General features: G+C 35.1%; 18 protein-coding genes and 1 tRNA gene. 4 read left to right on the top strand and 15 right to left on the bottom strand.

All coding sequences use genetic code 11. The features are described 5' to 3' along the window. Positions 1–92: 92 nt before the first annotated feature. The 15 genes from EZJ43_RS15970 to EZJ43_RS15900 form a co-directional block, all read right to left on the bottom strand. Positions 93–1,304: a DUF3570 domain-containing protein gene (locus EZJ43_RS15970; RefSeq protein WP_133263721.1), complete on the bottom strand. Its 1,212-nt coding sequence runs from the start codon at positions 1,302–1,304 to the stop codon at positions 93–95. A 15-nt stretch (positions 1,305–1,319) separates the two neighbouring features. Then, complete coding sequence (locus tag EZJ43_RS15965) at positions 1,320–1,550, bottom strand: DUF4266 domain-containing protein (RefSeq protein ID WP_165953194.1); 231 nt, start codon at positions 1,548–1,550, stop codon at positions 1,320–1,322. A gap of 1 nt (position 1,551) precedes the next feature. After that, positions 1,552–2,487, bottom strand: a complete 936-nt coding sequence (locus EZJ43_RS15960; protein WP_133263720.1) for an FAD:protein FMN transferase — start codon at positions 2,485–2,487, stop codon at positions 1,552–1,554. A 1-nt stretch (position 2,488) separates the two neighbouring features. Then, a complete protein-coding gene (locus tag EZJ43_RS15955) occupies positions 2,489–2,917 on the bottom strand; it encodes a thioredoxin family protein (protein WP_133263719.1) in 429 nt (142 codons plus the stop codon). Positions 2,918–2,921: 4 nt separating this feature from the next. Further along, positions 2,922–3,350, bottom strand: coding sequence for a QcrA and Rieske domain-containing protein (locus EZJ43_RS15950; RefSeq protein ID WP_133263718.1), 429 nt, complete (start codon positions 3,348–3,350; stop codon positions 2,922–2,924). 166 nt (positions 3,351–3,516) lie between these two features. Then, positions 3,517–4,200: a VIT1/CCC1 transporter family protein gene (locus EZJ43_RS15945; RefSeq protein WP_133263717.1), complete on the bottom strand. Its 684-nt coding sequence runs from the start codon at positions 4,198–4,200 to the stop codon at positions 3,517–3,519. Beyond that, the gene (locus EZJ43_RS15940; RefSeq protein ID WP_133263716.1) at positions 4,200–5,333 is read right to left on the bottom strand and encodes an efflux RND transporter periplasmic adaptor subunit; all 1,134 of its coding nucleotides are present in this window, start codon (positions 5,331–5,333) and stop codon (positions 4,200–4,202) included. The genes EZJ43_RS15945 and EZJ43_RS15940 overlap by 1 nt, the downstream gene beginning before the upstream one ends. Further along, positions 5,330–9,682, bottom strand: coding sequence for a CusA/CzcA family heavy metal efflux RND transporter (locus EZJ43_RS15935; RefSeq protein ID WP_133263715.1), 4,353 nt, complete (start codon positions 9,680–9,682; stop codon positions 5,330–5,332). Before EZJ43_RS15935 ends, EZJ43_RS15940 begins: the two co-directional genes overlap by 4 nt. A gap of 74 nt (positions 9,683–9,756) precedes the next feature. After that, the gene (locus tag EZJ43_RS15930; protein ID WP_133263714.1) at positions 9,757–10,140 is read right to left on the bottom strand and encodes a hypothetical protein; all 384 of its coding nucleotides are present in this window, start codon (positions 10,138–10,140) and stop codon (positions 9,757–9,759) included. Positions 10,141–10,146: 6 nt separating this feature from the next. Then, a complete protein-coding gene (locus EZJ43_RS15925; protein ID WP_133263713.1) occupies positions 10,147–10,839 on the bottom strand; it encodes a cytochrome b/b6 domain-containing protein in 693 nt (230 codons plus the stop codon). Positions 10,840–10,850: 11 nt separating this feature from the next. Continuing rightward, entirely contained in the window at positions 10,851–12,104 is a 1,254-nt protein-coding gene (locus EZJ43_RS15920; RefSeq protein WP_207924642.1) for a sensor histidine kinase, read from the bottom strand. Beyond that, positions 12,101–12,778 carry a response regulator transcription factor gene (locus EZJ43_RS15915; RefSeq protein ID WP_133263712.1) on the bottom strand — a complete coding sequence of 226 codons (678 nt, stop codon included), beginning with the start codon at positions 12,776–12,778 and terminating at the stop codon, positions 12,101–12,103. Before EZJ43_RS15915 ends, EZJ43_RS15920 begins: the two co-directional genes overlap by 4 nt. A gap of 102 nt (positions 12,779–12,880) precedes the next feature. Continuing rightward, a complete protein-coding gene (locus EZJ43_RS15910) occupies positions 12,881–15,388 on the bottom strand; it encodes a cation-translocating P-type ATPase (RefSeq protein ID WP_133263711.1) in 2,508 nt (835 codons plus the stop codon). A 1,973-nt stretch (positions 15,389–17,361) separates the two neighbouring features. Further along, a complete protein-coding gene (locus EZJ43_RS15905; protein WP_133263710.1) occupies positions 17,362–17,856 on the bottom strand; it encodes a D-glycero-alpha-D-manno-heptose-1,7-bisphosphate 7-phosphatase in 495 nt (164 codons plus the stop codon). Between the two features lie 90 nt (positions 17,857–17,946). Then, the gene (locus EZJ43_RS15900) at positions 17,947–19,224 is read right to left on the bottom strand and encodes a sugar MFS transporter (protein ID WP_133263709.1); all 1,278 of its coding nucleotides are present in this window, start codon (positions 19,222–19,224) and stop codon (positions 17,947–17,949) included. A 405-nt stretch (positions 19,225–19,629) separates the two neighbouring features. On the opposite strand from EZJ43_RS15900, the gene EZJ43_RS15895 reads away from it, so the two are divergent. From EZJ43_RS15895 to EZJ43_RS15880, 4 genes are all read left to right on the top strand, one after another. Continuing rightward, positions 19,630–19,702 (top strand) — tRNA-Lys (locus EZJ43_RS15895). Between the two features lie 395 nt (positions 19,703–20,097). After that, entirely contained in the window at positions 20,098–20,775 is a 678-nt protein-coding gene (locus EZJ43_RS15890; RefSeq protein WP_243718117.1) for a Fic family protein, read from the top strand. A gap of 413 nt (positions 20,776–21,188) precedes the next feature. Beyond that, a complete protein-coding gene (locus tag EZJ43_RS15885; RefSeq protein ID WP_133263707.1) occupies positions 21,189–25,028 on the top strand; it encodes a class I SAM-dependent DNA methyltransferase in 3,840 nt (1,279 codons plus the stop codon). Between the two features lie 89 nt (positions 25,029–25,117). Continuing rightward, positions 25,118–25,618, top strand: coding sequence for a DUF6922 domain-containing protein (locus EZJ43_RS15880; protein WP_133263706.1), 501 nt, complete (start codon positions 25,118–25,120; stop codon positions 25,616–25,618). Positions 25,619–25,774 lie beyond the last annotated feature (156 nt).

Genomic DNA, 25,774 nt, shown 5'->3' with positions numbered 1-25,774 from the left:
TTAATTTTATTGATTAATATGGTGTAAACAAATGAGTACGTTAAAAGTTTTAAATACAATTTTCAACTTAAATTACTAACAAAAATTGGGTGTTATTTAAATTTAAGATTCAAACTAACTATGTTCGAAACCAAACTCGTAGAACGCGTATAATGCCCATATCTCAACTCTACAGTAGTTAACCTTTGCCAACCCAAAACACCTTTTGGCGGTGTAAATTTAATACCTGCGCCGTAAAAATTACTGGTCAATGTAGATAAATCATAATCACTGGTAAAATATTGATCAGTTACCTGATGTTGGCCGTAAGGTGCAAAATATTTTGTACCTATTTGAGTATTGTATCGATAGAAAGGACTTACCGAAAAGAAAGCGTTAATCTTTACCGGAATTTCTAACTCCGCGGTATGTGCCTTTATACCCCAATTATCTATATAATAACGATAAAAAGTGCGGATGATGAATTGATCAGTTGCAAAGTAATTCACGCGTAACGCAATCGGAAGTTTATACCGTTTATCGGGCAAAGTTTCAGCTTGCAATGAGCCATCCGTAAAATAATCACGCTGGTATTTTGTGGCCAGTAAACCATGTTGATAAGAAGGCTCTACAACAAGCATGACTTGCAACCGCTTATTAATTACCTGAGATATGGAAAATGACGAACTAAATGAATTTCGCGGTGCTGTATCATATTGTTCGTGCTTTTTACCTGTGTTACCCGTTCGCAGTTCTATGGGCAGAATGACTGTCCACTGATCTAAAAACGCTTGCAACTTCACATCGAACTGTGTATTCTTATCTGCAGATTGACGAGTAAGGTTAAATGCTGCACCTAATGATTGGTAATCAAACTCGGTAGAATAAGATCCTGTAAACCCAAATGAATTTCCAGTTTCTTCGTTAGAATGTGTCCAATTTAACGATGGATAAATTCTTGTATCAGCACTTGATGCTGATGATATTGTAGTTGGATCAATTTTATCAGATGATGCAGATGTGTAATGATCTACACCCAACTCAAACAGAAAAGTATTTTTATAACCATTTTTATTAAATTTTGATAATTGAAGATCAAATGTATTGGCAATATCGGTAAGTTTTTCGGTACCAATACCACCAGTTACGGCAGAGTTGTTTCCATTTTGATTGTAGTATGCCGAGACCAGATTTACCTCGTCAATTTTAAGCTTTCGCGATTGATAGTTTGTTGTATCGGTACGTAAAGGTGTATTTTTACTTTGGCCGTAAGTGCTTAATATACCTAAGTACATAAACAACACATGCAAATAAATTTTTTTCATTTTGGTTAATTAATATTAGTTACAACCACACCCACCGCCACTTTTACCACCATTTGCACCCGATGCACCTTCTCGATACAATTGGAAACTCTGTTCGAATTTCTGAACTTTACGTGTAGAAAGTATCATTTCTGAATCGTTGAGTTTATTTTTTTGGTAAGGTTTAACACTTACGCATGAAGCCATAAAGCCAATCGTTAGTAAACTAACAATACCTTTGGCGATTACTATTTTAGAAATTTTCATATCAGTGTTTTACATTAATATTTTTAGATGTGTACATTCTATCCTGATCATCAATAAGCACGCAGGCCACATGTTGCATTTGGTTAATTAAATTAAGTCCAACTTCTACACCCATTACTACAATTGGTGTGGCCAAAGCATCAGCAAGTTCTGCACTCGGGCACAATACACTTACACTCTTAATTCCACTCACGGGAAAACCAGTTTTAGGATCGATGGTATGTGAATAACGCCTGCCATCAATCATCACAAATTTTTCGTAGTTGCCAGAAGTTGCAATGGCCATATTACTGATGTTTAAGGCAGAGAACGGTCTGCTGGTTTGATCGGGGTCTGCAATTCCCACCGTCCATTCATCGCCACTTAATTGCTTGCCCCAGGTTACTAAATCGCCTGCAGCATTCACAATACCTGCTTTAATTCCGAAGTTTTGTAACACTTTCTTGGCCATATCTGCAGCATAACCCTTCCCTATCCCGCCAAAACCAATGCGCATGCCTTTATTTTTTAAAAACACGGTCGATTTAACCTTATCCAGCACAATGTTTTTATAATCAATTAACCCGACTGATTCTTTAGCCAAATCAGCACTTGGCAAGGTTTTCATATTTACGTCGAAATTCCATAAACTTTTATCTATCGAACCATAACTAATGTCAAATGCACCATCGGTTAAGGCAGAAATTTTTAATGATCGTTCGATTAAGGAAAAAACTTCGCTAGAAACCTTTATCGCTGAAATACCCGCATGTTCATTTACCTGATTGGTTTCACTCGAATTTTTAAAGGTTGTAAGTAAGTTTTCAATCCGCCTAACTTCATCAACGGCCAAATCAATTGCTTCATTTCCAATAGTGTCATCTTCGGCAATTACGGTAAACTCAAAGCGGTTGCCCATGAGTTTTAAGATTCTATTTACCGATACACCTTGAACCATTTTATTTAGATAGATTTGAAATTACTTGAACAAATTCTAACGGAGATTCATCAGGAAAACCTTCCCAAGTTTTAACAACTTTTCCATTTTCATCCACTAATAAAGTGAATGGAAATTTTCCATCTTTATTGTATTTATCAGCTAAATTTTCATTTAGTTTTACTTGTTCTTTGGAAAGTTGGTTTTTTTTCTGGCGCGGAAAATCTGCACGCACAAGTATTAATTTATCTTTAGCGTAATCTTCAAAAACATTCGATTCTAAAATTTCCTTTCGCAACCGCATACAGGGTATGCACCAGTCGGAACCAGAAAAGTTAATTAAAATTAATTTATGAGCGGTTTGTGCTTCTTTTTGTGCGTCGGTAAAATTTCCCAGCCATATTGCAGGCGTAAATAAAAATGCAAAAAATGCGATGAATAATATTTTCATAAATTTAAGAATAAACCCTAAGTGATGTTCCTGTTAATGTGGTGTTATAAACGGTTAGCGAGTTTGATGCTGGTCCATTGGTTACCGCGCCACCTTCTGTAAAAGTTGCGCCGTGGTTAGGGCAGTAAAATCTACTATTTGCCGATTGATAGGTTAGCGTATAACTTTCGTGCGTGCAAGAGCGCTGAACAGCGATGTAATTACCATTTTTTGTTTTGGCAACAATAACACCGTTTGAGATTAACGAACCGCCATTATTTAACAATGCTGCATTCGCCGAAAGGCTCAAATCTAATGTAAAGTTTACGCCAGTTGCCCCTTTTGTATTTGCAGAAGCTGTACCGCCATCAGTTTTTTTACAGCCCATGCAATTTAATATTGCAAATCCGGCTACACTCATACCCATACTATTCAAAAAGTCCTTTCTGTCCATTTTTTCTATATGATTAATGATGTTGTAACGGGATATTATTTAACCCCGCGATTATGAAAAAACCGATAGTTTAAGTCACAATGCTTATAACAAAGAAAACGAATAAACTTGAAGACATTCTGAAGTTTTGATGAATATCGTATCAATATAGCTTTTCAATCATTTTCTACGAAATTAACCTCGCAATTAAGAAAGCGGCACCTGCTGCAAGCAACCCAATTGCGGTAACTTTTAATGCGCCAGTAAGTGCAGGTTGCCCAGTTACTTTACTTTTAAAATACCCAAAAATAAATAAGCAAAATGTTGTTATCACAGCCGAAACCGCTAATCCATCATGTGGATGATTGGTAAAGAAATAGGCAGAAAGTGGCAAAAATCCACCTACACAGTAAGCTAACCCGATGGTTATGGCGCTATTTCTCGCCCTATTTACATCAGGCTTTTCGAGTCCTAGCTCAAATTTCATCATAAAATCTACCCAATGGTCTTTATTTTTGGCCAATTGCTGTACAATTAGCTCTTGGCCCGCATCATCAACACCATACGCGGCAAATATTTCTTTTACCTCCTCCATTTCCTTCTCCGGCACTTTCTCTACTTCCTCATATTCACGGCGCAGCTCGCTTTCGTAGTGATCTTGTTCTGTTTTCCCTGCTAAATAGCCGCCAAGTCCCATTGCAATACAACCAGCAATAATTTCTGCAACACCAGCAGTTATTACGATTGTATTGCTTGTTACCGCAGCACTTAAACCGGCGGCAAGTGCAAAAGGAACGGTTAACCCATCGCTCATGCCAATTACAATATCAGAAATAAATTCCGAGCTTTTAAGATGTTGTTCTTTATGCATTATTCATCAGATTTATTTTTCATTTTCATCAACAACGTGTATGCACCCTTTATCACAATGGGTTTCTCTTTAAATTGTTCGGGATTAAGCACTTCTATATAACCATTTTCAGTACGTCCTGGCTTTATCTCCATCATTTTAAATTGATTTTTATTCATCATTACAAATGCATAATTTGCGCCTTCAAAATTCACAATCGCATCTGCAGGTAGTGTTGCAGATTTATTGCTTTTTAGTTCAATTTCGGCGTTCATAAACATTCCAGGTAATAAACTTTTATCATATTTCTCGAAATGACAATGTACATCTGCGGTATGATCTGCAGAAAGATCTTTACTAAAAAGGATAATTTCGCATTCGTATTTTTTATCTGGTTGACTATTATTAAAAGCGATAACCTTTTGACCAACAACAAGTTTAGGTAAATCTTTTTCAAACACTTTAATATTTAGATGAATATCTTCTGGATTAACCAATTCGAAAAGCACATCTGCAGGATTAAGATATTTGCCAATGTTTGCATTTACTTTAGATACAAACCCATTAATTGGCGAATAAATATTGATGCGTTTGGTAATGTTACTCGATGTAAGTTTTTTCGGATTAACATTAATTAGGCTTAACTTTTCTGCCAAAGCATTAACCATTGTTTTCTGTATATTATAATCTGCCTCTGCTTGTTGGTAAATTTTCTGACTAACAGCTTGGCTATTCATCAGCTCTTTCTGTCGCTGATAATCTTTATAAGCCAAATCGGTTTTGGTTTTAGCCGTTAAGTAATCTTGTTGCATTTGAATGTATTGCTGATCTTCCAAAACGGCAATAACCTCCCCTTTTTTTACGTGGTTGCCGGGCAATAAGGCGGTAGATTTTAAATATCCACCAAGTGGAATACTTACCGAAATCATATTTTGAGGCGGCACATCAATTTGTCCGCTCACTCGTATTAATGTAGCAATGTTGCGGTCTTCTAGCTTAGCTGTTAAAATTTCGACATTTTTTAATTGTTCGTTACTTAGGTTAACCAAGGAGCTATCAGTAGGCTTTGTCGTTTCCTTAATTTCTTCTTTCTTCGAACCGCACGATTGGAAGAAAAAAACAGCACCGAATAGAAAATAAATTATATTTTTCATGATTTTTTTGAGCTTAAATAATTGAGTTCGATAATGATGTCATTTATGGATTTAACCAAATCCAGGTAGTTAATTTCTATCGCAATGGATTGATTTACAAGCATCACTAAGTTTAAATAATTAATTTCTCCAGCAGTAAATTGCTTGCTCGAGGTGGTAATTATAATACGTGCATTGGGCAGTACCGTTTTTTCATAAAGCGATAAACTTTCTTGTTTCTGCTTTAGTTGACCGAGCAAAGTTTTAAATTTTACTTCTAATTCTTGCTTTTGCTGATCAAAATCTAATGAAGCGATGCGTTCGTTAACTTTCGAAGCTTTAATTTTAGAGCGTTGTGCACCTGTAAATAAAGGAATTGCTAAACCGATTTGCACCGCCTGAAAACGCTTTCCGGCACCGTAAAGTACGTCATCGGCGCCTACTCCACGCATAGAACTGTTAAAATAACCTAAATTAATATCAGGCAATAATTTCGATTTTTCTACATCGGTATTTTTTTGATTAAGTAAAATTCTATCTTCCAAAATAGAGAGCATCGGATGCGATTTCAAATCAACTAACGTAAATAAACCACCATAAAGTTGGTTTTCCGAATCCAAATTTGGAGATAAATCTGAATCTGTATTTAATAGATAATTGAAATAAATAAGCTTAGTTTGATAGGCTTCTTTAAGCTCATTTAACTGCAAGTTAATGTTAACCAATTGGTTTTCTGCTGTCGATTTCTCTAAAACATCACTTTCTCCCAATTTAAAACGAAGCGCTGTCTTTCTATTGAATTCGCGATAAAGTGAATCACTTTTTTTAAGCAATAACTCTTTTTTATGCAAATTTAAAAGGTCGTAATACGTTTCAGTTACCAACCGAATCAACTCATTTTCTTTAAGCTTCACAGTTAAAGAAGCGATATCGGCTTCTTTTTGGAGTACACGTTTTTGATTTTTGTACACCCGTGGAAAGCTGAAGCTTTGCGAAATACCAAATCGAGTATCGTTGTAAATACTAGCCATTTGCCCAAATTCTCCGGTTATCCCTGTTGCAGGAATTGTATTTGAAGAACCGATAAGTATTTTTTGATAATTCAGCTTTAAACGCTGGTTTTTGATCTGCACATTATTTTTCAAAGCAGTATCTATCGCTTGTTGCACACCAATAGTTTCTTGTGCTTTTACCTCTTGTGTTTTTGCACAAAAGAAGAATACGAGGAAGATTACACTTGCCTTTGTAATACTATTTTTAATTCCTTTTTCAAAAATGATATACAAAACTGGCAGTACAAAAAGTGTGAGGAAAGTTGCAACCATCAAGCCACCAATAACAACAGTTGCCAACGGCCGCTGCACTTCTGCACCTGCGCCATTACTTAATGCCATTGGCAAAAAGCCCAATGAAGCTACAAAAGCCGTCATTAAAACTGGTCTCAATCTTGTTTTAGTACCTTCGAGCACAATTCGTTTTATGTCATCCATGCCTGTGGCTTTTAATCTATTAAATTCAGAAATGAGTACAATTCCATTTAGCACTGCAACGCCAAAAAGTGCAATAAATCCAATCCCGGCGCTTATGCTAAAAGGCATTCCTCGCAATGCGAGAAAAAATATACCCCCAATTGCCGAAAGCGGAATGGCAGAGTAAATTAACAAACCCTGTTTAGCTGACCCAAATGCAAAAAATAACAAAATATAAATTAGCGCCAACGAAAGTGGTACCGCGACCATTAATCGATTTTTCGCAGCATTCAAGTTTTCAAAAGCGCCTCCATAAGTAACATAATATCCTGTCGGGAATTTCAAGCCCTTATTCACTTTTGCCTGTAATTCGTTCACGATGGTTTGTACGTCCCTCCCTTTAATGTTAAAGCCCACCACCATTCTACGTTTCGCATCTTCTCTTTGAATTTGATTGGGCCCTTCTTTAATTTCTACCGAAGCCAATTGAGATAATGGGATAGATAGGCCGTTATCCGTAGGAATAAGCAGATTTTGAATATCAACGAGGGTTTTGCGTTGTTGCGTATCTAATCGAACCACCAAATCAAATTGTTTTTCGCCTTCGAAAATTTTGCCTGCAAACTGTCCAGCGAAGGATGTATTTACCACACGGTTTACATCGGCAATATCGAGGCCGTATTGCGCAATAGCCGCGCGGTTATATTGTACAATAATTTGAGGAATACCTGATATTGGCTCAATGTATAAATTTTGAGCGCCTTTAACGGTGTTGATAATTGCACCCAGTTTTTGCGCAAAAATGGAAAGCGTATCTAAATTCTCGCCAAAAATTTTGCAAACAACATCTTGCCTGGCACCAGTCATCAATTCGTTAAAACGCATTTGCACAGGATATTGAAAACCTGCGGTAATGCCTGGCACTGCCTCTAAAGCTTTGCTCATCTTTTCAGAAAGCTCGTTAAAAGTTTTAGCAGATGTCCATTCTTTTTTGTTTTTAAGAATCACCATCATATCACTCGCTTCCATGGGCATTGGATCTGTGGGCACTTCGCCACTTCCTATTTTAGTAACTACTTTTTCTACTTCAGGAAATTGCGTTTTTAGAATGTGTGCTGCTTTTTGTGTGCTTTCTATGGTGGTTGTTAAATTACTTCCAGTTAAAACCCGTGTATCAACTGCGAAATCTCCCTCTTCTAACGATGGAATAAACTCTCCGCCTAAGAAACTCAGGGTTACCAAAGCCAAAATAAAGATGCCTACAACACTTGCGATTAACGTTTTAGGAAAAAGCATCACTTTAATAAGTGTTTTTTGGTAGGCGTTGCCAACTTTTTCCATAACGCGGTCAGACCAATTGGGTTGCGTTTTTATTTTCTTGCTTAAGAAAAGTGCGCTCATCATCGGGATATAGGTTAAAGAAAGTATAAAAGCACCCAGCAACGCAAAAGCAACAGTTTGAGCCATTGGTTTAAACATTTTTCCTTCTATACCTTGCAAGCTGAAAATTGGCAAATAAACGATCAAAATAATGATCTGTCCAAAAACCGCGCTATTCATCATTCTACCTGCAGAAGTTTTTACTTCGTTATCCATTTCGCCCTGAGAGATGTGGGTTAAGGAAGCGAATTTTTTATGCTTGGAAATTTGGTGCATAACAGCCTCAACAATTATAACCGCGCCATCTACAATCAAACCAAAATCGAGCGCACCGAGGCTCATTAAATTACCACTTACGCCAAAAGTATTCATCAATATAATGGCAAAAAGCATAGCCAGCGGAATAATGGAGGCAACGATCAATCCTGCTCTAAAATTCCCTAAAAAGATAACCAAGACAAAAATAACAATCAACGCACCTTCGATAAGGTTTTTCTCTACAGTGCCGATGGCGTTATCAACCATTTTGGTACGATCTAAAAAAGGTTCGAGCACAACACCTTCGGGCAGTGTTTTTTTAATTTGTTCTATTTTCGCTTTAACGTTTTTAATTACCTCACTGCTGTTTGCGCCTTTCAGCATCATCACCACTGCACCAGCAACTTCGCCCTCATCGTTATATGTCATTGCACCATAGCGGGTGGCGTAACCAATATTTACGTCTGCAACATCACGAATAAAAAGTGGTGTACCGCTATTTTTTTTAATGGAAATATTTTTAATGTCATCGATGGTACCTACCAATCCTTCCGTTCGGATAAAAAGCACTGACGGCCCTTTTTCGATATACGCACCACCCGTATTTTGATTGTTGCGATCGATTGCAGAGAACACATCATTAACGGTAATACCGTAAGATTTAAGTTTGGCAGGATTTACAGCAATTTCGTACTGTTTAAGTTTACCACCGAAACTACTAACTTCTGCAACACCTTTTACACCAATAAGTTGCCTACGCACAATCCAATCTTGAATGGTACGGAGTTCGGTTGCATCATATTTCTTCTCAAACCCTTTTTTCGGTCGAACTACATATTGGTAAATTTCGCCCAAACCTGTAGAAACCGGCCCAAGCTCGGGTGTGCCAATGCCTGCCGGAATTTTAGATTGCACTTGCTGCAAACGTTCTGCCACTTGCTGTCGTGCCCAATATACATCGGTATTGTCATCAAACACAATGGTAACGAGCGATAAGCCGAAACGCGAAAAGCTTCTAATCTCTAACAAACCAGGGATGTTGTTATTTACCTGTTCTATGGGAAAAGTGACCAATCTTTCTATATCGGTGGCGCCAAAAGAAGGCGCTAACGTAATTACCTGTACCTGGTTATTTGTAATATCAGGCACGGCATCTATGGGTAATTTTCCAACTTCGTAAACACCATAACCCATTAAGCCCAGAGTAAATAAGGCAATAATGAGCTTGTTCCGAATGGAAAACGCTATAATTTTGTTAAGCATAATTTGTTGTTGTTGTTAATCGTGAAATCATTTTGAATGGCTACAAATAAATCTGTAAACGCCTTTAAAAAAGATTAACAACATTTTGGCGGTTGCCAAATACAATCTAAATCTCTTGATAGTGTTAAATCGGAGTAAGCATAATTTAAAAACGCACGGTATTCAAAATTGAGAATGGAAGGAAGTTTACATTCCGCCTCGATTACGTTAAAAGGTTTATCAAAATGGCTGCAACTGCAAGTTTTAAATGGCAATTTCATATCCTTATCGTAGTCTGCATCGCGAGGATTTCCATGTGCATAATGGATGCACAAAAATTCCCACATACCCATTGTACCTTTAAGCTTTTTATGCTCGGCAAAATGTTCAAAAAGTAAAGGTAGTTTTAATAGCTCTCTTGCTTCGGTTGCTGAAAAAAAATAGCAACATAAAATCAATATTGAGAAGAAATTTTTCATTTAATTTTATAGTTGTTCATTATCATTAGCCACTTCTTTTCCCCCATTTATCATATCCGAAACAATTCCCTTACCTTCTTTCCTCTCGGATAATAAAACACCAGCCAAATGTAACACAATGAAACCAAGAATAAGGTACATACAAAAACCGTGTACCTCTTTAATGGAATGGCTAATCGATTCCGGTATGCCTATTGAATGTTTAAAAGCCAATAACAAGCCAGTTATTGCCATAACAGTTATTAAAGCATAAAAAATTAAATACAGCGATTTAACAAAAAAATCGTGTCTAGCAATTTCTCTGTTCTTTTTGAGGATAAAATAATCATTATATGAAAATTTAACTTTTTTAAACAGTCTGCGTTTTGGCGAAGCATAAATTTCGGTAATTAACCTAAACACTAACAACGTTGCAATAGCATAACCAAAATAAATATGGAAATCCCAAACCTGATCTTCCATTCCATGTAAAACCGAGGCAGCCTGTACAGGACTAACGGTTGTTCCTGCTTGTTGCAATTCTGTTTGAACGATTGAGGAATTATCTCTATCTAATAATGTAGAATTAATTAAAACAGTAATTAAAGAACCACAGATTAGCATGGTATTTACCCAATGCCAAATGCGAAGCGCCCTAGAATATTTCTTTTCGGTAGTAGGCTGAGGGGGATTTTCCACCACTAATTCTTCTTTTTTCATTGTGTTGTTATTTAGAAACTAACCGTAAAAATGTGTAAATCATTTTCGTACTGATAATTTAAATTAAAATCTTGTTTTACGCAAATTTGTTTTAAAATAGATAAACCCAAACCTGTGCCTTCGCTAGCTTTATCTTTGTAAAAACGATCAAATATTTTCTCGGCATTTAAGGCAACTTTTGTACCTGTATTTTTAAATATTATTGTTGATTGATTGAGCAAAATCTCTATTGTGCCACCTTCATAGTTATGCCGAATTACGTTACTAAAAAGATTGTTGATCAATACATCCATCAATTGCCGATTAGAAAAAATGGTTGACTCGCTTAAATTGGTTATTAAAACCAAACTGCGCTTATGTATAAGTTCTTGAAAGTAATTTATTTTTTCCACTACCAATTCCTTTACATCAACTTGCTCTTGCTCATTTATTGTGTTATTATCTATTTTTACCAATAATAGCAATGATTGGTTAAGTTTTGTAAGGCGAGATGTGGCTTTATATAAATCGGCTAAAATCTCTCCATAATCATTATCCAAAACGTTCGATTGTAAAATCATATCCAACTTTGCATTAATTACTGCTAAAGGCGTCATCATTTCGTGCGAAGCATTTTCTGTAAACAATTTAATTTCACGATAATCTATATTTACCTTATTGGATAAAAGTACAATCGCATCATTAAGTGTTTTAAATTCTCTAATCGGTGTATTTACAGGCTCAAAAGCATGATCTTGCCTTAAATTAAATTTGGTGATGTTTTGAACAATTTTTTCAAAAGGTCGCCATAGTTTCCCCATCATTACGCGATTAATGAGCAACAAAATACCGAATAAGAGCAGCATCGGTAAAAAAATAATTAAGCAAATCTGTTTAATTTGTTCTTCTCTTTCAAATTTAGAAGCCACCACCGTAACCATGTACGGCTTTCCGAATAAAATAAGTTGTGTTTTTAGGTATCGTCCGCGTTCTAATTGATATTTTAAAGGATTATAGAATGAAGTATCGCCATAAAGCGTTGTTAACGGCTGGTTTAAATTATCAATGGGTTTATAATTAACAATTAGATCTTCAAATTCGTGCGGTTTATAAAAAACATTCTTCGCTGCAGCTTCCTTAACTTCGATAATTTCTTCAACCATATCATGATCAATCTGTTTATCGAGGTAATGAGTTAGCGTATTATAAAAAAGAAAGCCAATAACGAGCAAGCCAAAAATCCCTACAAACGATAAAATTATATTGTATTTTGTAAATAGCTTCATGTTGCTGCAAATCTATATCCAACGCCATAAACTGAATGAAAGTAATCGTTACTTCCTGCATCCATTAATTTTTTTCTAATGTTTTTAATGTGTGTGTAAATAAAGTCAAAACTATCGGCCATGTCTGCATCATCGCCCCAAATACGCTCGGCTGCAGCCGCTTTAGAAATTGCTTTACCTTTATTTACGATGAAGTAGAGCAATAATTCAAATTCTTTTCTAGTAAAATATATAATTTTTCCATGTACAAAAACTTCCTTACTATCAATATCTATCATTAACTCATTAAAAGTAACCTGCATAGCGCCCGACATATTTTTGCGCCTCACCAGTGCAAGTATTCTTGCATTAAGCTCAGACAGATGGAAAGGTTTTGTGAGGTAATCATCTGCGCCTAAACTCAGTCCTTCAATTTTTTGATCGAGTGCATTTCGGGCAGATGTAATGATAATGCCCGCGCCCTTATTTAATTTTTTTAAATGCTTTAAAAGTTGCAATCCTTCCCCATCGGGTAAGTTTAAATCTAGCAACACGCAATCATATTCGTAAATACTTAGCTTTTCATACGCCTCGGCGTAGGTAGATGCGCACACGCAAATGTTCCTCTCGCTTGTGAGGTAACGTTCCATGCTGTTTTGCAGGCTCAATTCATCTTCAACAATGAAAATCTTCATAAAAACAAATATGAATAACAATTTTGAAGACAATTTGAAGTTTTTACCATTGAACTTAGACGATTGAAAATATTACAAAAAATTTGACTAAATTAACACTGATTATTTACCAGCATGTTTATTTATCCTTGTTTTAATTTTTACAAATTCATACCAAATCACACTTATAAAACCAACCCCAATACTAATCGTCAACTGGCTTAAATTTAACCTTTCGAATTGAAAAAAGTTAGCGAATATTGGCACGAAAAGCAATAAACTGGTAATTAAAATAGTGATACCAATAATGAGTATAACCAAGTTGTTTTTATACTTCAAAGTTGTAAAAATGGAATAGTAAAATGATCGGTTTACTAATGTTAAAAAAATGTTGGCAACAATTAAAACAGTAAAAACCATTGTTCTAGTTTGATCTTCGCTAAAATGCTGACTGACCGAATATTGATAGATAAATAGCGTACCAAATGTAATGGCCAAGCCTTGCATTATACTGGTTGTTAACTCGCTCCAATTGAAAAAAGAAGATACAAATGGGCGGGGCTTTTGCACCATACTATTTTTTTCCATCGGTTCATTTTCAAAAATAATGGAACAGGTTGGTCCCATAATTAATTCGAGAAAAATGATGTGTACGGGAGATAAAATATTTGGGTAAACCCAGCCTAAAGCCAGCGGAATAAAAACAGTAAGTATAATTGGGATATGAATGGAAATGATGTATTGAATTGCCTTTTTTAGATTGGTGTAAATTCTCCTGCCCATGGCCACAGCATCAACCATTTTTGAAAAGTCATCATCTACCAAAATTAAAGACGCAGCCTGTTTTGCTATTTCAGTTCCTTTTTTACCCATGGCAATGCCGATATGCGCCGCTTTTAAAGCAGGTCCGTCGTTTACGCCATCGCCTGTCATGGCTACAATTTGTTTTTTTGCTTTTAATGCATTAATAATCCTCAGTTTTGCTTCAGGAAACATTCTCGTAAAAATGTTAACTTCCATCACTTTGTCTTGCAGCTCTAATTCCGACAGTTTCATTAAATCATCGCCTGTTAAACTATTTTCATAGCCTTTAAACGCAATTTGTTTTGCAATGGCCGCAGTAGTTTCTGCGTTATCACCTGTTACAATTTTCACCAATATCCCAGCATCATAAAAATGGTTTAAAACCTGAGCAATATTTTCTTTCGGTGGATCGTAAAATGCAACGATACCTTTAAAATTAAACTTAAATTCTTGTTGTGTTTTAGGGAAATTATTACCTGTAAAATCAGATGAAGCCACACCTAAAACTCTATAACCATCGGCCGTAATACTTTTAATGGCCGTTTGAATTTGTTCTTTTTCCGCTATGGTTAAATTAGAAACATTCATTATTGCTTCCGGTGCGCCTTTGGCCGCTATAATTCTATGGCCTTCGGCATTCTCAAAAAGATGCGTCATCATTGGTGGCTTCCCACTCAGTGGATATTCATGAATCATTTTGAAGTTTGACCGTTCATCAGTTTCGTGCAAATCGGTATATGATTGGTGGAGCGCAACCTCCATCGGATCGAACGGTATGGGTTCGCTTGCCCACATGGCTGTTTTTAACAGGGTTTTCTCGGACTCGTTCGCCTCTCCGGGCGTTACAATTCTTTGTGCGGTTAAGGTAAATACTTTCGCTAAACTCATTTTATTTTCGGTAAGCGTACCTGTTTTATCGGTACAAATTACCGTTGCCGAGCCCAAGGTTTCTACGGTTTTCATTTGTTTTACCACAATGCCCATCTTCATTAATCGCCAAGCACCAATGGCCATAAATGTGGTAAAAGCCATTGGAATTTCCTCCGGCAAAATACTCATGGCCAGTGTTAACGCTTTAAGCAAACTATCTAATAAATTGTAGGAGTGGAAATAGTTTATGCCCCAAACAATTAAAAAAACTACCGCTCCGGCAATAACCATTTTTTTCACAAAACTGTTTATCTGCAATTCTAAAGGTGTTTTTTCTTCTTTAATACTTTCGAGGCTTTCGCCAATTTTACCAAGTTTGGTATTGTTGCCAATGTGGGTTATGGTGGCTATAGCCAACCCGCTTGCTACTGTGGTGCCTTTGTAAATGACCCTATTTTCGTTATCTTGATCTTTAAAAACTGCGAGCGATTCTCCCGTTAGGATAGATTCATTTACCGAGAAATCGTTGGAATGAATAATTGTTCCATCCGCAGTAATGGAAGCGCCCTCCTCTACCATTAAACTATCGCCAACAACTAAATCTTCGCTTTTTATTTCTTGTACTGTTCCGTCTCTAATTACCTTACAATTGGGTTGTGTAAAGTCTTTTAATTTCTCCAGCGCATTTCTACTCCTCGAATCCTGAAACAAAGACAAAGCAGACACAATGATAATTGCCGAGGCGAGAAATACAGCATCGCCGGTTTGGCCACTTATAAAATAAATTAAAGAAGCCACCAACAATAAAATAATCATTGGTTCTTTAGCTAAACTTTTAAGGGCATCTAAAATGGTATTATCGCGCTTATATTTTAAAGTGTTTTTACCAAACTTTATACGCGAAATCTCGACTTCCTCACTGGTTAAACCATTAATATTAAAGTTATTTTTAGACATGGATCAATATATTAGTTAGGCGAATGGCTTAGTCGAATTAAAAATTTAACACCATTACGGGCTCTATTTATACTAAGATAGAGAAGTACATTCGGCAAAAAAATGATATTGTAACGGTTTAACGTTATTTAAAAACATTATGGATTGGTTGGGTTTTTTGGTTGGTTGGTTGGGTTTTTGGATAATTAGTTATTGGTGACTGGCATTATCAGCCCTACGGGCTTTAAAATTCTCCTTGTGGTTCTGATAGTTGTCTGATATATAGCAACATTATACTATTCAAAATCAATTCGTTACACCAACATTTTAAGCGAGGAAATTTATAAAAAAAATCCCGAAGGGATGAAATTATTATTGCATAAATAAACGCATAATTAAACCCCGAAGGTGGTGGCATATTTACAAATTATAATGTAAAAAAATATCACCCACTACGGGGTTCAACTCACTTAAAAATTTCTTGTTTTTATAATAATATTAGCCCTACGGGCTTTAAAATCCCCCTTTTAGTTCTGATAGTTGTTTGATATACAGCAACATTATACTATTCAAAATCAATTCGTTACACCAACATTTTAAGCGAGGAAATTTATTAAAAAATCCCGAAGGGATGAAATTATTATTGCATAAATAAACGCGTAATTAAACCCCCGAAGGTGGTGGCATATTTACAAATTATAATGTAAAAAAATATCACCCACTACGGGGTTCAACTCACTTAAAAATTTCTTGCTTTTATAATAATATCAGCCCTACGGGCTTTACAATCCCCCTTTTAGTCCTGATAGTTGTCTGATATATAGCAACATTATACTATTCAAAATCAATTCGTTACACCGACATCTTAAGCGAGGAAATTTATAAAAAAATCCCGAAGGGATGAAATTATTATTGCATAAATAAACGCGTAATTAAACCCCGAAGGTGGTGGAATATTTACAAATTATAATGTAAAAAAATATCACCCACTACGGGGTTCAACTCACTGAAAAATTTCTTGCTTTTATAATAATATCAGCCCTACGGGCTTTACAATCCCCCTTTTAGTTCTGATAGTTGTCTGATATATAGCAACATTATACTATTCAAAATCAATTCGTTACGCCAACATTTTAAGCGAGGAAATTTATAAAAAAATCCCGAAGGGATGAATTTATTATTGCATAAATAAACGCGTAATTAAACTCCCGAAGGTGGTGGCATATTTACAAATTATAATGTAAAAAAATTTCACCCACTACGGGGTTCAACTCACTGAAAAATTTCTTGCTTTTATAATAATATCAGCCCTACGGGCTTTAAAATTCCCCTTGTGGTTCTGATAGTTGTCTGATATACAGCAACATTATACTATTCAAAATCAATTCGTTACACCAACATTTTAAGCGAGGAAATTTATAAAAAAATCCCGAAGGGATGAAATTATTATTGCATAAATAAATGCGTAATTAAACCCCGAAGGTGGTGGCATATTTACAAATTATAATGTAAAAAAATATCACCCACTACGGGGTTCAACTCACTGAAAAATCTCTTGCCTTTATAATAATATCAGCCCTACGGGCTTTACAATCCCCCTTTTAGTTCTGATAGTTGTCTGATATACAGCAACATTATACTATTCAAAATCAATTCGTTACACCAACATTTTAAGCGAGGAAATTTATTAAAAAATCCCGAAGGGGTTATAAGGAGAAAATAAAGGTAAAAGTGGCGGATATCGTATAATATTTTGTACTATAAAGTAAAGATGATACAATTATCAATGTAACTACAATTTTTCCGAAAAGTGAAGAAAGTAACATCACTAAATCACAAATGGTCAAGCTAATAAAAAAAATAAATTTATAAAATTAAACAATCACTGATAACCGCAACAGATGCTCCAATCTGTGGCATTTGCCAACGCACCGCGCTGTTGCATTAGGTAAGGCAAATTAATGGTCAACAAAGTTGATGGTAAAAAAGTGCTGCTAATTTGCCAAAACCGCCTTAATTTTTTCGTAACTGATCTGCTCGTCGGGCGCAATCAAAATTCCCTTTACGCCTGCTGCGTTGGCCGCTTCCACATCGCGTGGTTTATCGCCAATCATAACAGATAGTGCCGGATCGATATCAAACATATCCAAAGCATCCAAAATCATACCCGGTGCTGGTTTACGGCATTTACATTCCCCACCAACGCTTGGGTGGTGCGGACAATAATAAAAAGCAGCAATCTCCGCTCCCTTCTTCTTAAAAGCCATCCTCAACATTTCGTGCATAATGGCTAATTCATCTTCCGAATACCGTTTTAATGCAATTCCACCTTGATTTGTAATTACCACCAACAAATAACCCTCATCAAAAAGCTTTTTCAATACCGGAATTTGATAATCTAATATTTTAAAATCTTCTACCTTACAGATGTAATCATATATTTCGTGGTTTAAAACACCATCACGATCAAGAAAAATAGCTTTATTCATGCTCAAATTTAGCAATTTTAAAACATTACCCATTTTTTAAGAAAAAAAAAGCCCAATCCTTTCAAGATTGGGCTTTTTTGATTAGCGCAATTATTTCAAATGCAAACCTACTTTATGGCCTTTAATGGCGAAAAACATAATGTATAGATAACAAGGTAGCACGGTTATAAAATACGAAAGTTGAAAATCTAAGTGTAAATGATCCTTAATAAAAGCATATAACAGTGGCCAGATTGCGCCTCCTGCAATACCCATAATCATAATAGCTGAACCAGTTTTAGTAAATTTACCTAAATGGCTTATGCCTAGCGGGAAAATTGCCGGCCACATTAACGAATTGGCCAAACCTAATAACGCGATAAAAACAACGGAGGTATAACCAGAAGTTAAATAAGCGGCAATCGAAAATAAAACACCTAAGATAGCACATATTCTTAGGGCTAACTGCGCAGACAAGTATTTTGGAATGGTAAAAACACCAATTAAGTAACCAACAAGCATGCTGGTTAAAGTTAATGATGTAAAATACTTACTAATATCTGGGCTTATACCAAGTTCTTTTGCGTAAACACCAATAATATCTCCAGCCATTACTTCTGCTGCTACATAAACAAAAATACAAAATGCACCTAAAAATAAGTGAGGAAACTGGAATATGCTCGTACGCTTTACCGCCACGCCATGGTCATCATCAACAATATCATCTTCGGCATTAACCTCTGGTAAATGGGTGTATTTAACTACAATGGCAAAGAGACAAAATATTACGGCAAGTACAATATAGGGTGTGTTTACCCTTGCAAGTACGTCATTTAACAACGCATCATGCTCAATTTTTGAGGCAGCACCTTTTATTTTGGCTTCTACAGCTGATGCATTTGCTAAAAATAACGTACCCATTATAAAAGGAACAGTCATACCGGCAAACTTATTACAAATACCAGCAATACTAATTCGTTTGGCTGCACTCTCTATTGGGCCAATAATGGTTAAATAAGGGTTAACAGCTGTTTGCAAAAGTGCCAATGCTGCGCCTTGAACAAAAATACCAGTCAAAAACAACTCGAATGTTTTAGTTTTTGCCGCCGGGATAAAAATTAAAGACCCAATACCTAAAATAATTAAGCCTAGTATAATTCCGTTTTTGAAGCCGGTTTTTTTCAAAATCCACGATGATGGTAAGGCTAAAAAGAAGTAAGCCATATAGGATGAAAAAGTAACTAAAAAAGCTTGAATATCTGATAAACCAAATGATAGTTTAAAGAATGGAATGAGTGTACCATTGGCCCAAGTAACAAAGCCGAAAATAAAAAACAAGGCACAAATAATAACAAGTGGCTTAACACTCGTTGTTTGGGTGGTCTGCATAGAATTTAGTGTATTTGGTTCGGTTTAAAAATAATTCTACTAACATATAAAAAAACCGTTTAATTTTTCGCAATTGTGACTAACTTTTTTTAAGCGTTTGTTTAATTGTGTGCGATGACACCTAATATCTGTGTCGTTTTATTTAGCGATTTGAGTATTTGCCGTGGCTTAATCAATACCCAAAGTTTATAATTTCTATAAAAAGAAAAATCCAGTTTGCCACTTCTTCAGCGAAAAAATCCAATTTATCTATTTATTTAAATGCGCACTCGATGGATAAATGGACTACAAGGTGGGGTGAATATAATTAATCATACTATAAATCAATTGAGTACATAATTTTATAAATTTTTATTTGGAAGAAATACTTCATAATCCTATATTTGCACCTCCTTAAACAGGAATGATTCCGTAGCTCAGCTGGTAGAGCATTACACTTTTAATGTAGTGGTCCTGGGTTCGAATCCCAGCGGGATCACGAAAAGCCTCACAGAAATGTGGGGCTTTTTTTGACTAAAAAGATATTTCAACTGCAATTCTGAGAAAATAACAAGTCTTTTTAAATCAAGCTTCTACAAGACGTCAATTAAATATTTAACCTTTTTTGCGAATTAGCAGATTACTTCAACTACGTCATAATCCGACATTAAAAACTACTTTTTTTAACGCTAATATTTAAATACCTTACCTATTTAATGTTATAGATGGAATTTTACATTAAAACTAACGATTTTTAAGGTCAATCAATTTTTCACAAAACATTTAAGGTAAAAAACATCTATTCACATTATAAATATCAATAATTATTTTATAAAGATATATAGGATAGTAAGCCAGTTTTCTGATGGGATACGTACACCAATAGCGCAGACGGTGATTAAGGAAGGGGGTACAGGGTCCAATGCTGGAAAGACTTTTTATACACCACCACGTGGAAAAGAAGTTCTTCAAACAAAGATGAGCAACCTAATTGATTTTTTAAACGATGATAAAAAATACCCAATTGATCCATTATTGAAGATGGCTATTGGCCATTACCAGTTTGAAGCGATACACCCCTTTCGTGACGGGAATGGACGAACTGGTCGCATTCTCAATATAAATTACCTAACTCAAAAAGGTTTGATCGATTATCCAATACTTTTTCTTAGTAAATTCATTATGGATAACAAAGAGGATTATTATGCTGGTCTTTCTGGAATTACCCAAAGAGGAAGTTGGAAAACGTGGATAATGTATATTCTTAAAGCAGTAGAGGTTACCTCAAATCTCACTTACGATAAGATTAACGATATTATCTCTGCTAAGGAAGCCATTCTAGCTGCGATACAAGCCGATACAGATATACAGCGACCCGATCAATTGGTTAATGCCATCTTCACCCAACCTTTTACCAGGGTAAAGCACTTGGTAGATAGCCGTACATATGCTGAAAATACATCAAGAAAATATTTAGAGCTATTAACACAATTGGGAGTATTGGAGAAACGTGAAGTAAGTAAAGGGTTTTATTATTTAAACCTCGAACTATATCGTATTCTTTCAATGTAATTATCTACTAACCCATACTTGTGTAAACTTAAACCCAATGCCACCTGCCCATAATTACCGTTAATTACAAAATGAGCGTTAGTTATTTTATAAATGGCGAAGCAGGCACAGCAATATTCGGTTTTACCAATTTATCCAACGGTACCGTTTGTAAAGAATAACTACAAGATCTTTTTTATGTGCAAAATGCCTTCTCCCCTCTTTTTAGACTGAGGTTCACATGGTTTCTAACCTTTAATTAAATTTACCACCTCAAAAAATGGAATTGCTTTATCTTTTAACAAAGCCAAAGCATTTGCACTAAAGCATTCCTGGTAAATTTTTCACCCTACGCTAAAATTTAATGTTTTTTAAGTTTCTTAAATATTAATTGAAAAAGCTATTTTTAGCAATCTCAAATAAATTGGCGTTAAATGCAACTAAAACAAGTTAAACCAAGAATAGCGTTAAATAAAGCATTTTTAAAAGTAAAACCGAATAGGAATGAAATTGAAAACTTTAAAACAAATCTTATTCAATTACTTGATAGAACAAACGATACTGAATCGGAAGAATTTCATAAAAACCTTGTAATAGATTTTTTAAAAAAAACATATTACGAACCAAATCATTTTATAAATACAAAAGGAAGAAACGACCTTGTTATTCATAACGGAGAAAAGGCAAGTAATACCGTTGGCGTAATTATCGAAGCTAAAAAGCCAACCAATAAAACGGAAATGATTTCGACCAATAAAATAAATGCGAAAGCATTTCACGAATTGGTACTTTATTATTTGAGAGAAAGAATAACGCATAAAAACCTCGAAGTAAAACACCTTATTGCAACTAATATAAATGAGTGGTTTATTTTTGATGCTTCCCTATTCGATCGACTTTTTGCGCAAAATAAAACCTTAGTCAATCAATTTAACGATTTCGAAGGTGGACGATTGGCAGACACAAAAACAGATTTCTTTTACAAACAAATTGCCGAGCCTTTTATTTCGAATTTAACCAACGAGATCGAGTTTACTTACTTCAATATTCAAGATTACCAAAAACCATTACGCAATACGGATAGAGGCGATGATAATATACTGATTGCTTTATTCAAACTTTTATCGCCCGAGCATCTTTTAAAACTTCCTTTCACTAATGATAGCAATAGTCTTGATAAGCGTTTCTACAGCGAATTATTACATATAATTGGCTTAACTGAAACCAAAGAAGGTGGCAAAAAACTAATTCAACGCGCCAAAGAAAACGAACGAAATTCGGGAAGCATTCTCGAAGATGCGATTATACAGCTTGATAGCCTTGATAAACTTAGCCGATTAGATAAACCCAATCAATTTGGCAGCAACACACAAGAACGTTTATTTAATGTTGGCTTAGAACTTTCTATCACGTGGATTAATAGAATTTTGTTTCTGAAATTATTAGAAGCCCAGCTGATTACCTACCACAAAGGCGATAAATCTTATTCGTTTCTAAATTTTGCCAAAATAAAAAACTTCGATGATTTGAATAGCTTGTTTTTTCAAGTATTGGCTCGCAGATACGATGACAGAAACGAAGATGTAAAAAAGGCTTTCGAAAAAGTACCCTATTTAAATAGTTCATTATTCGAACCTACCGAGATTGAACAGCTTACTTTATTTATCAGCAATTTAAAAGACGACAAAACGATTCCGGTTATTTCTTCTACTGTGCTTAAAAATGAGCAAGGCAAAAAAAGAACTGGAAATTTAACTACAATAGCCTATTTATTCGAATTTTTAAATGCTTACGATTTTACAAGCGAGGGTTCAGAAGATATTCAAGAAGACAATAAATCACTAATTAATGCTTCTGTTCTTGGCTTAATTTTCGAAAAAATAAATGGCTATAAAGACGGCTCTTTCTTTACGCCCGGCTTCATTACCATGTATATGTGCCGTGAAACGATACGCAAAGCTGTGGTTCAAAAATTTAACGAAACCAAAAACTGGGATTGCGTTAACCTAGATGAATTATACGATAAAATTGAAGATAGAAAAGAAGCCAATGACATTGTAAATAGTATTAAAATTTGCGATCCTGCGGTCGGGTCGGGACACTTTTTAGTTTCGGCATTGAATGAGATTATAGCGGTAAAAAACGACCTTAAAATACTGCAAGATAGAGATGGAAAACGACTTAAAGAATACCACGTTGAAGTTGTAAATGACGAATTAATTGTTACAGATGAGGAAGGAAAACTTTTTGAATATACGCCAGGGATTTCTCCCTCTGGGGGAACAAAAGGGGGAGAAAGTCAACGAATACAAGAAACGCTTTTTCACGAAAAGCAAACTCTAATCGAAAACTGCCTTTTTGGGGTTGATATAAACCCAAACTCTGTAAAAATTTGTCGTTTACGTTTGTGGATAGAGTTATTAAAAAATGCCTATTACAAAAACACAACTGAATTAGAAACACTCCCTAATATCGATATTAATATAAAATGCGGAAACTCTTTAATAAGCCGTTTTGCCATTGATGCCGATTTGAAGCAAGCACTTAAAAAAAGCAAGTGGACTATTGATAGCTACCGAATAGCGGTTGATACTTATCGCAATGCGGAAAGTAAAGAACAAAAGCGTGAAATGGAACGGTTAATTGCCGACATAAAATCTGATTTTAGAAGTGAAATTTCGTTGAACGATCCAAAAGCTAAGAAACTACGAAAGCTATCGGGCGAACTTTTTCAAATGACCCAGCAAACCCAACTTTTTGAAATGGGCAAAAAGGAAAAAGCCGATTGGAATAAAAAAATTGAAGCGCTGAGTAATGAAACCAAAATATTAGAAACCGAAATTGATGAAATAAAAAGCAATAAAATTTTCGAAAATGCTTTTGAATGGCGATTTGAATTTCCTGAGGTTTTAAATGATGAAGGTGAATTTGTGGGCTTTGATGTGGTGATAGGAAATCCGCCTTATATCCGACATGAGGAAATAAAAGAATTTAAGCCATATTTTAAAAATTATTTTAGTCTATTCTATGGCACAACGGATCTATACGTTTTCTTTATCGAAAAAGGCTTCGATATTTTGAAAAAGCAAGGAATTTTCACCTACATAATGCCTAATAAATTTATGCAAACGGGCTATGGAAAACCCGCTAGACATTTCCTATTAAAGCAAAACTTACTTGAAATAATTGATTTTGGAGATTTTCAGGTTTTTGATGAAGCAACCACTTATCCTTGCATACTTACTGCTACTAAAGAACAATCAAGTGGAAACTTTAAAACTGTTAAAATTAATTCTTCTAGTTTTATAAGTGACTTTCCTCATTATGTTTCTAAGTTAGAAACATCTATTGCGCACGATTCTTTAACCGATGAGACTTGGATTATTTCAAACACCACAGATCAATTACTTCTATCAAAACTAAATTTGAAGGGAGATAAACTAGAGGATTATCTTGGTAGGATGGGCAAATATGGAATTAAAACTGGATTAACCGAAGCGTTTGTCGTCGATAAAAAAACTAAAGATGAGCTAATTGCAAAAGACTATAAGTCAAAAGAATTATTAAAACCTTTTTTATTGGGCAGAAATATAAAACCTTATAATGGGAATACCGTATCGAACTGGTTAATACTTATTCCAAAAGGTTTGACTATAAAAAAGAATTTAAGTCAAGATAATCCCAATTTTTTAAGAGAGCCAATGCCAAGATATGGCAGTATGGATTTTTCAGATGCTTGGACTTGGTTTAAAAACGAGTATAGCGCTATCGCAAATCATTTAATAAAATATAAAACGAAAGCGGAAGTTAGATCAGATATGGGGGATTATTGGTGGGAGCTTAGAGCTTGTGATTACTATGATAAGTTTGAGCAGCCGAAAATAATGTATCAAGTATTACAGGTTAAGCCTTGCTTTATTTATGATGAGAGTGGAATGTTCTGCAATAATTCTATGTGGTTTATTCCTTCTGATGATAAAATACTTTTAGGTATTCTAAACTCAAAGTTGGGATGGTGGCTTATCTCAAAATATTGTACAGCTATTCAAAACGGTTATCAATTAATTTGGAAATATTTTAGTCAAATACCTATTGCAACTGGAACAAAAAAACAGAGAACAGAAATTGAAAAACTTGTAAATAACACTCTTTCTCTTAAAAAGAAAGATTCTAAGGAAGACACAACCGACTTAGAATCCCAAATCGACCAACTCGTTTACCAACTTTACGACCTCACCGACGAAGAAATAAAAATTGTGGAAGGGAATGGATAAAAACAATCAAAATTATTTACTAATAATCCTCAATTGACAAATATTTAAAAATATTAGTCATTCATTTCTGTTTTAGTTAGATTTGTATCATGTTAAAGGAGATCAATAAGAGAGTAATTGTTGTCCAATGGAAGAGATTTGCAAGTACGGATATTGACGTGTTTACTAGCCTAAAAGGATTTTGTGACAGCTACCCAGCCTATAACTACCATACATTGAATAACTATCTGTCCAAAAAGAAAATCCCATTTGAAAATGATGAGATTAAGATTGAACGCCAGCCCCTCATCCAAAAGGTTAAAAAACCAGACTTGCCAAAAGTATTGTTTTGGGACTTAGATTTCGACAAGCTAGATTGGAATAGAAGTTATAAAACTATCATGGAAAGGGTGCTTGACAAAGGAAATGATAAAGATTGGGAGGAGATGATTCGATTTTATGGAAGGGAAAGTGTGGTTCAAGCCCTTAAAAAAGATATTACCTATCTTTCTGACATGGCCGTGCATGCCGTTTGTAAATATTTTCAATTGAGCAAAGAAAAACTCAGATGTTACACAAAGAAACAGTTAAACCAGGGACACTGGATTTAATTCAAAAACTGATGAAAGATCAGCAATTTAGGTAGTATCCTACTAACTGTGTAAGTCGAAAAGTTATTCTGAAAAATTTTGGGCCCTCAAGGCCAAACAAAAATTTTTCGGCAATAACTTTTATACATTTAAACCATATACACAGTTATGATCAAC

It is taken from the genome of Pedobacter changchengzhani (genome assembly GCF_004354365.1).
Taxonomy (GTDB): Bacteria; Bacteroidota; Bacteroidia; order Sphingobacteriales; family Sphingobacteriaceae; genus Pedobacter; species Pedobacter changchengzhani.
This window is presented reverse-complemented; position numbering and strand designations above follow the sequence as displayed.

Coding starts and splice junctions, on each gene's coding strand:
- EZJ43_RS15960 (WP_133263720.1), bottom strand. CDS start 2,487: ATGGTTCAAGGTGTATCGGTAAATAGAATCTTAAAACTCATGGGCAAC.
- EZJ43_RS15945 (WP_133263717.1), bottom strand. CDS start 4,200: ATGCATAAAGAACAACATCTTAAAAGCTCGGAATTTATTTCTGATATT.
- EZJ43_RS15920 (WP_207924642.1), bottom strand. CDS start 12,104: ATGAAGCTATTTACAAAATACAATATAATTTTATCGTTTGTAGGGATT.
- EZJ43_RS15940 (WP_133263716.1), bottom strand. CDS start 5,333: ATGAAAAATATAATTTATTTTCTATTCGGTGCTGTTTTTTTCTTCCAA.
- EZJ43_RS15950 (WP_133263718.1), bottom strand. CDS start 3,350: ATGGACAGAAAGGACTTTTTGAATAGTATGGGTATGAGTGTAGCCGGA.
- EZJ43_RS15925 (WP_133263713.1), bottom strand. CDS start 10,839: ATGAAAAAAGAAGAATTAGTGGTGGAAAATCCCCCTCAGCCTACTACC.
- EZJ43_RS15965 (WP_165953194.1), bottom strand. CDS start 1,550: ATGAAAATTTCTAAAATAGTAATCGCCAAAGGTATTGTTAGTTTACTA.
- EZJ43_RS15900 (WP_133263709.1), bottom strand. CDS start 19,224: ATGCAGACCACCCAAACAACGAGTGTTAAGCCACTTGTTATTATTTGT.
- EZJ43_RS15935 (WP_133263715.1), bottom strand. CDS start 9,682: ATGCTTAACAAAATTATAGCGTTTTCCATTCGGAACAAGCTCATTATT.
- EZJ43_RS15880 (WP_133263706.1), top strand. CDS start 25,118: ATGTTAAAGGAGATCAATAAGAGAGTAATTGTTGTCCAATGGAAGAGA.
- EZJ43_RS15970 (WP_133263721.1), bottom strand. CDS start 1,304: ATGAAAAAAATTTATTTGCATGTGTTGTTTATGTACTTAGGTATATTA.
- EZJ43_RS15915 (WP_133263712.1), bottom strand. CDS start 12,778: ATGAAGATTTTCATTGTTGAAGATGAATTGAGCCTGCAAAACAGCATG.
- EZJ43_RS15955 (WP_133263719.1), bottom strand. CDS start 2,917: ATGAAAATATTATTCATCGCATTTTTTGCATTTTTATTTACGCCTGCA.
- EZJ43_RS15930 (WP_133263714.1), bottom strand. CDS start 10,140: ATGAAAAATTTCTTCTCAATATTGATTTTATGTTGCTATTTTTTTTCA.
- EZJ43_RS15905 (WP_133263710.1), bottom strand. CDS start 17,856: ATGAATAAAGCTATTTTTCTTGATCGTGATGGTGTTTTAAACCACGAA.
- EZJ43_RS15910 (WP_133263711.1), bottom strand. CDS start 15,388: ATGTCTAAAAATAACTTTAATATTAATGGTTTAACCAGTGAGGAAGTC.
- EZJ43_RS15885 (WP_133263707.1), top strand. CDS start 21,189: ATGCAACTAAAACAAGTTAAACCAAGAATAGCGTTAAATAAAGCATTT.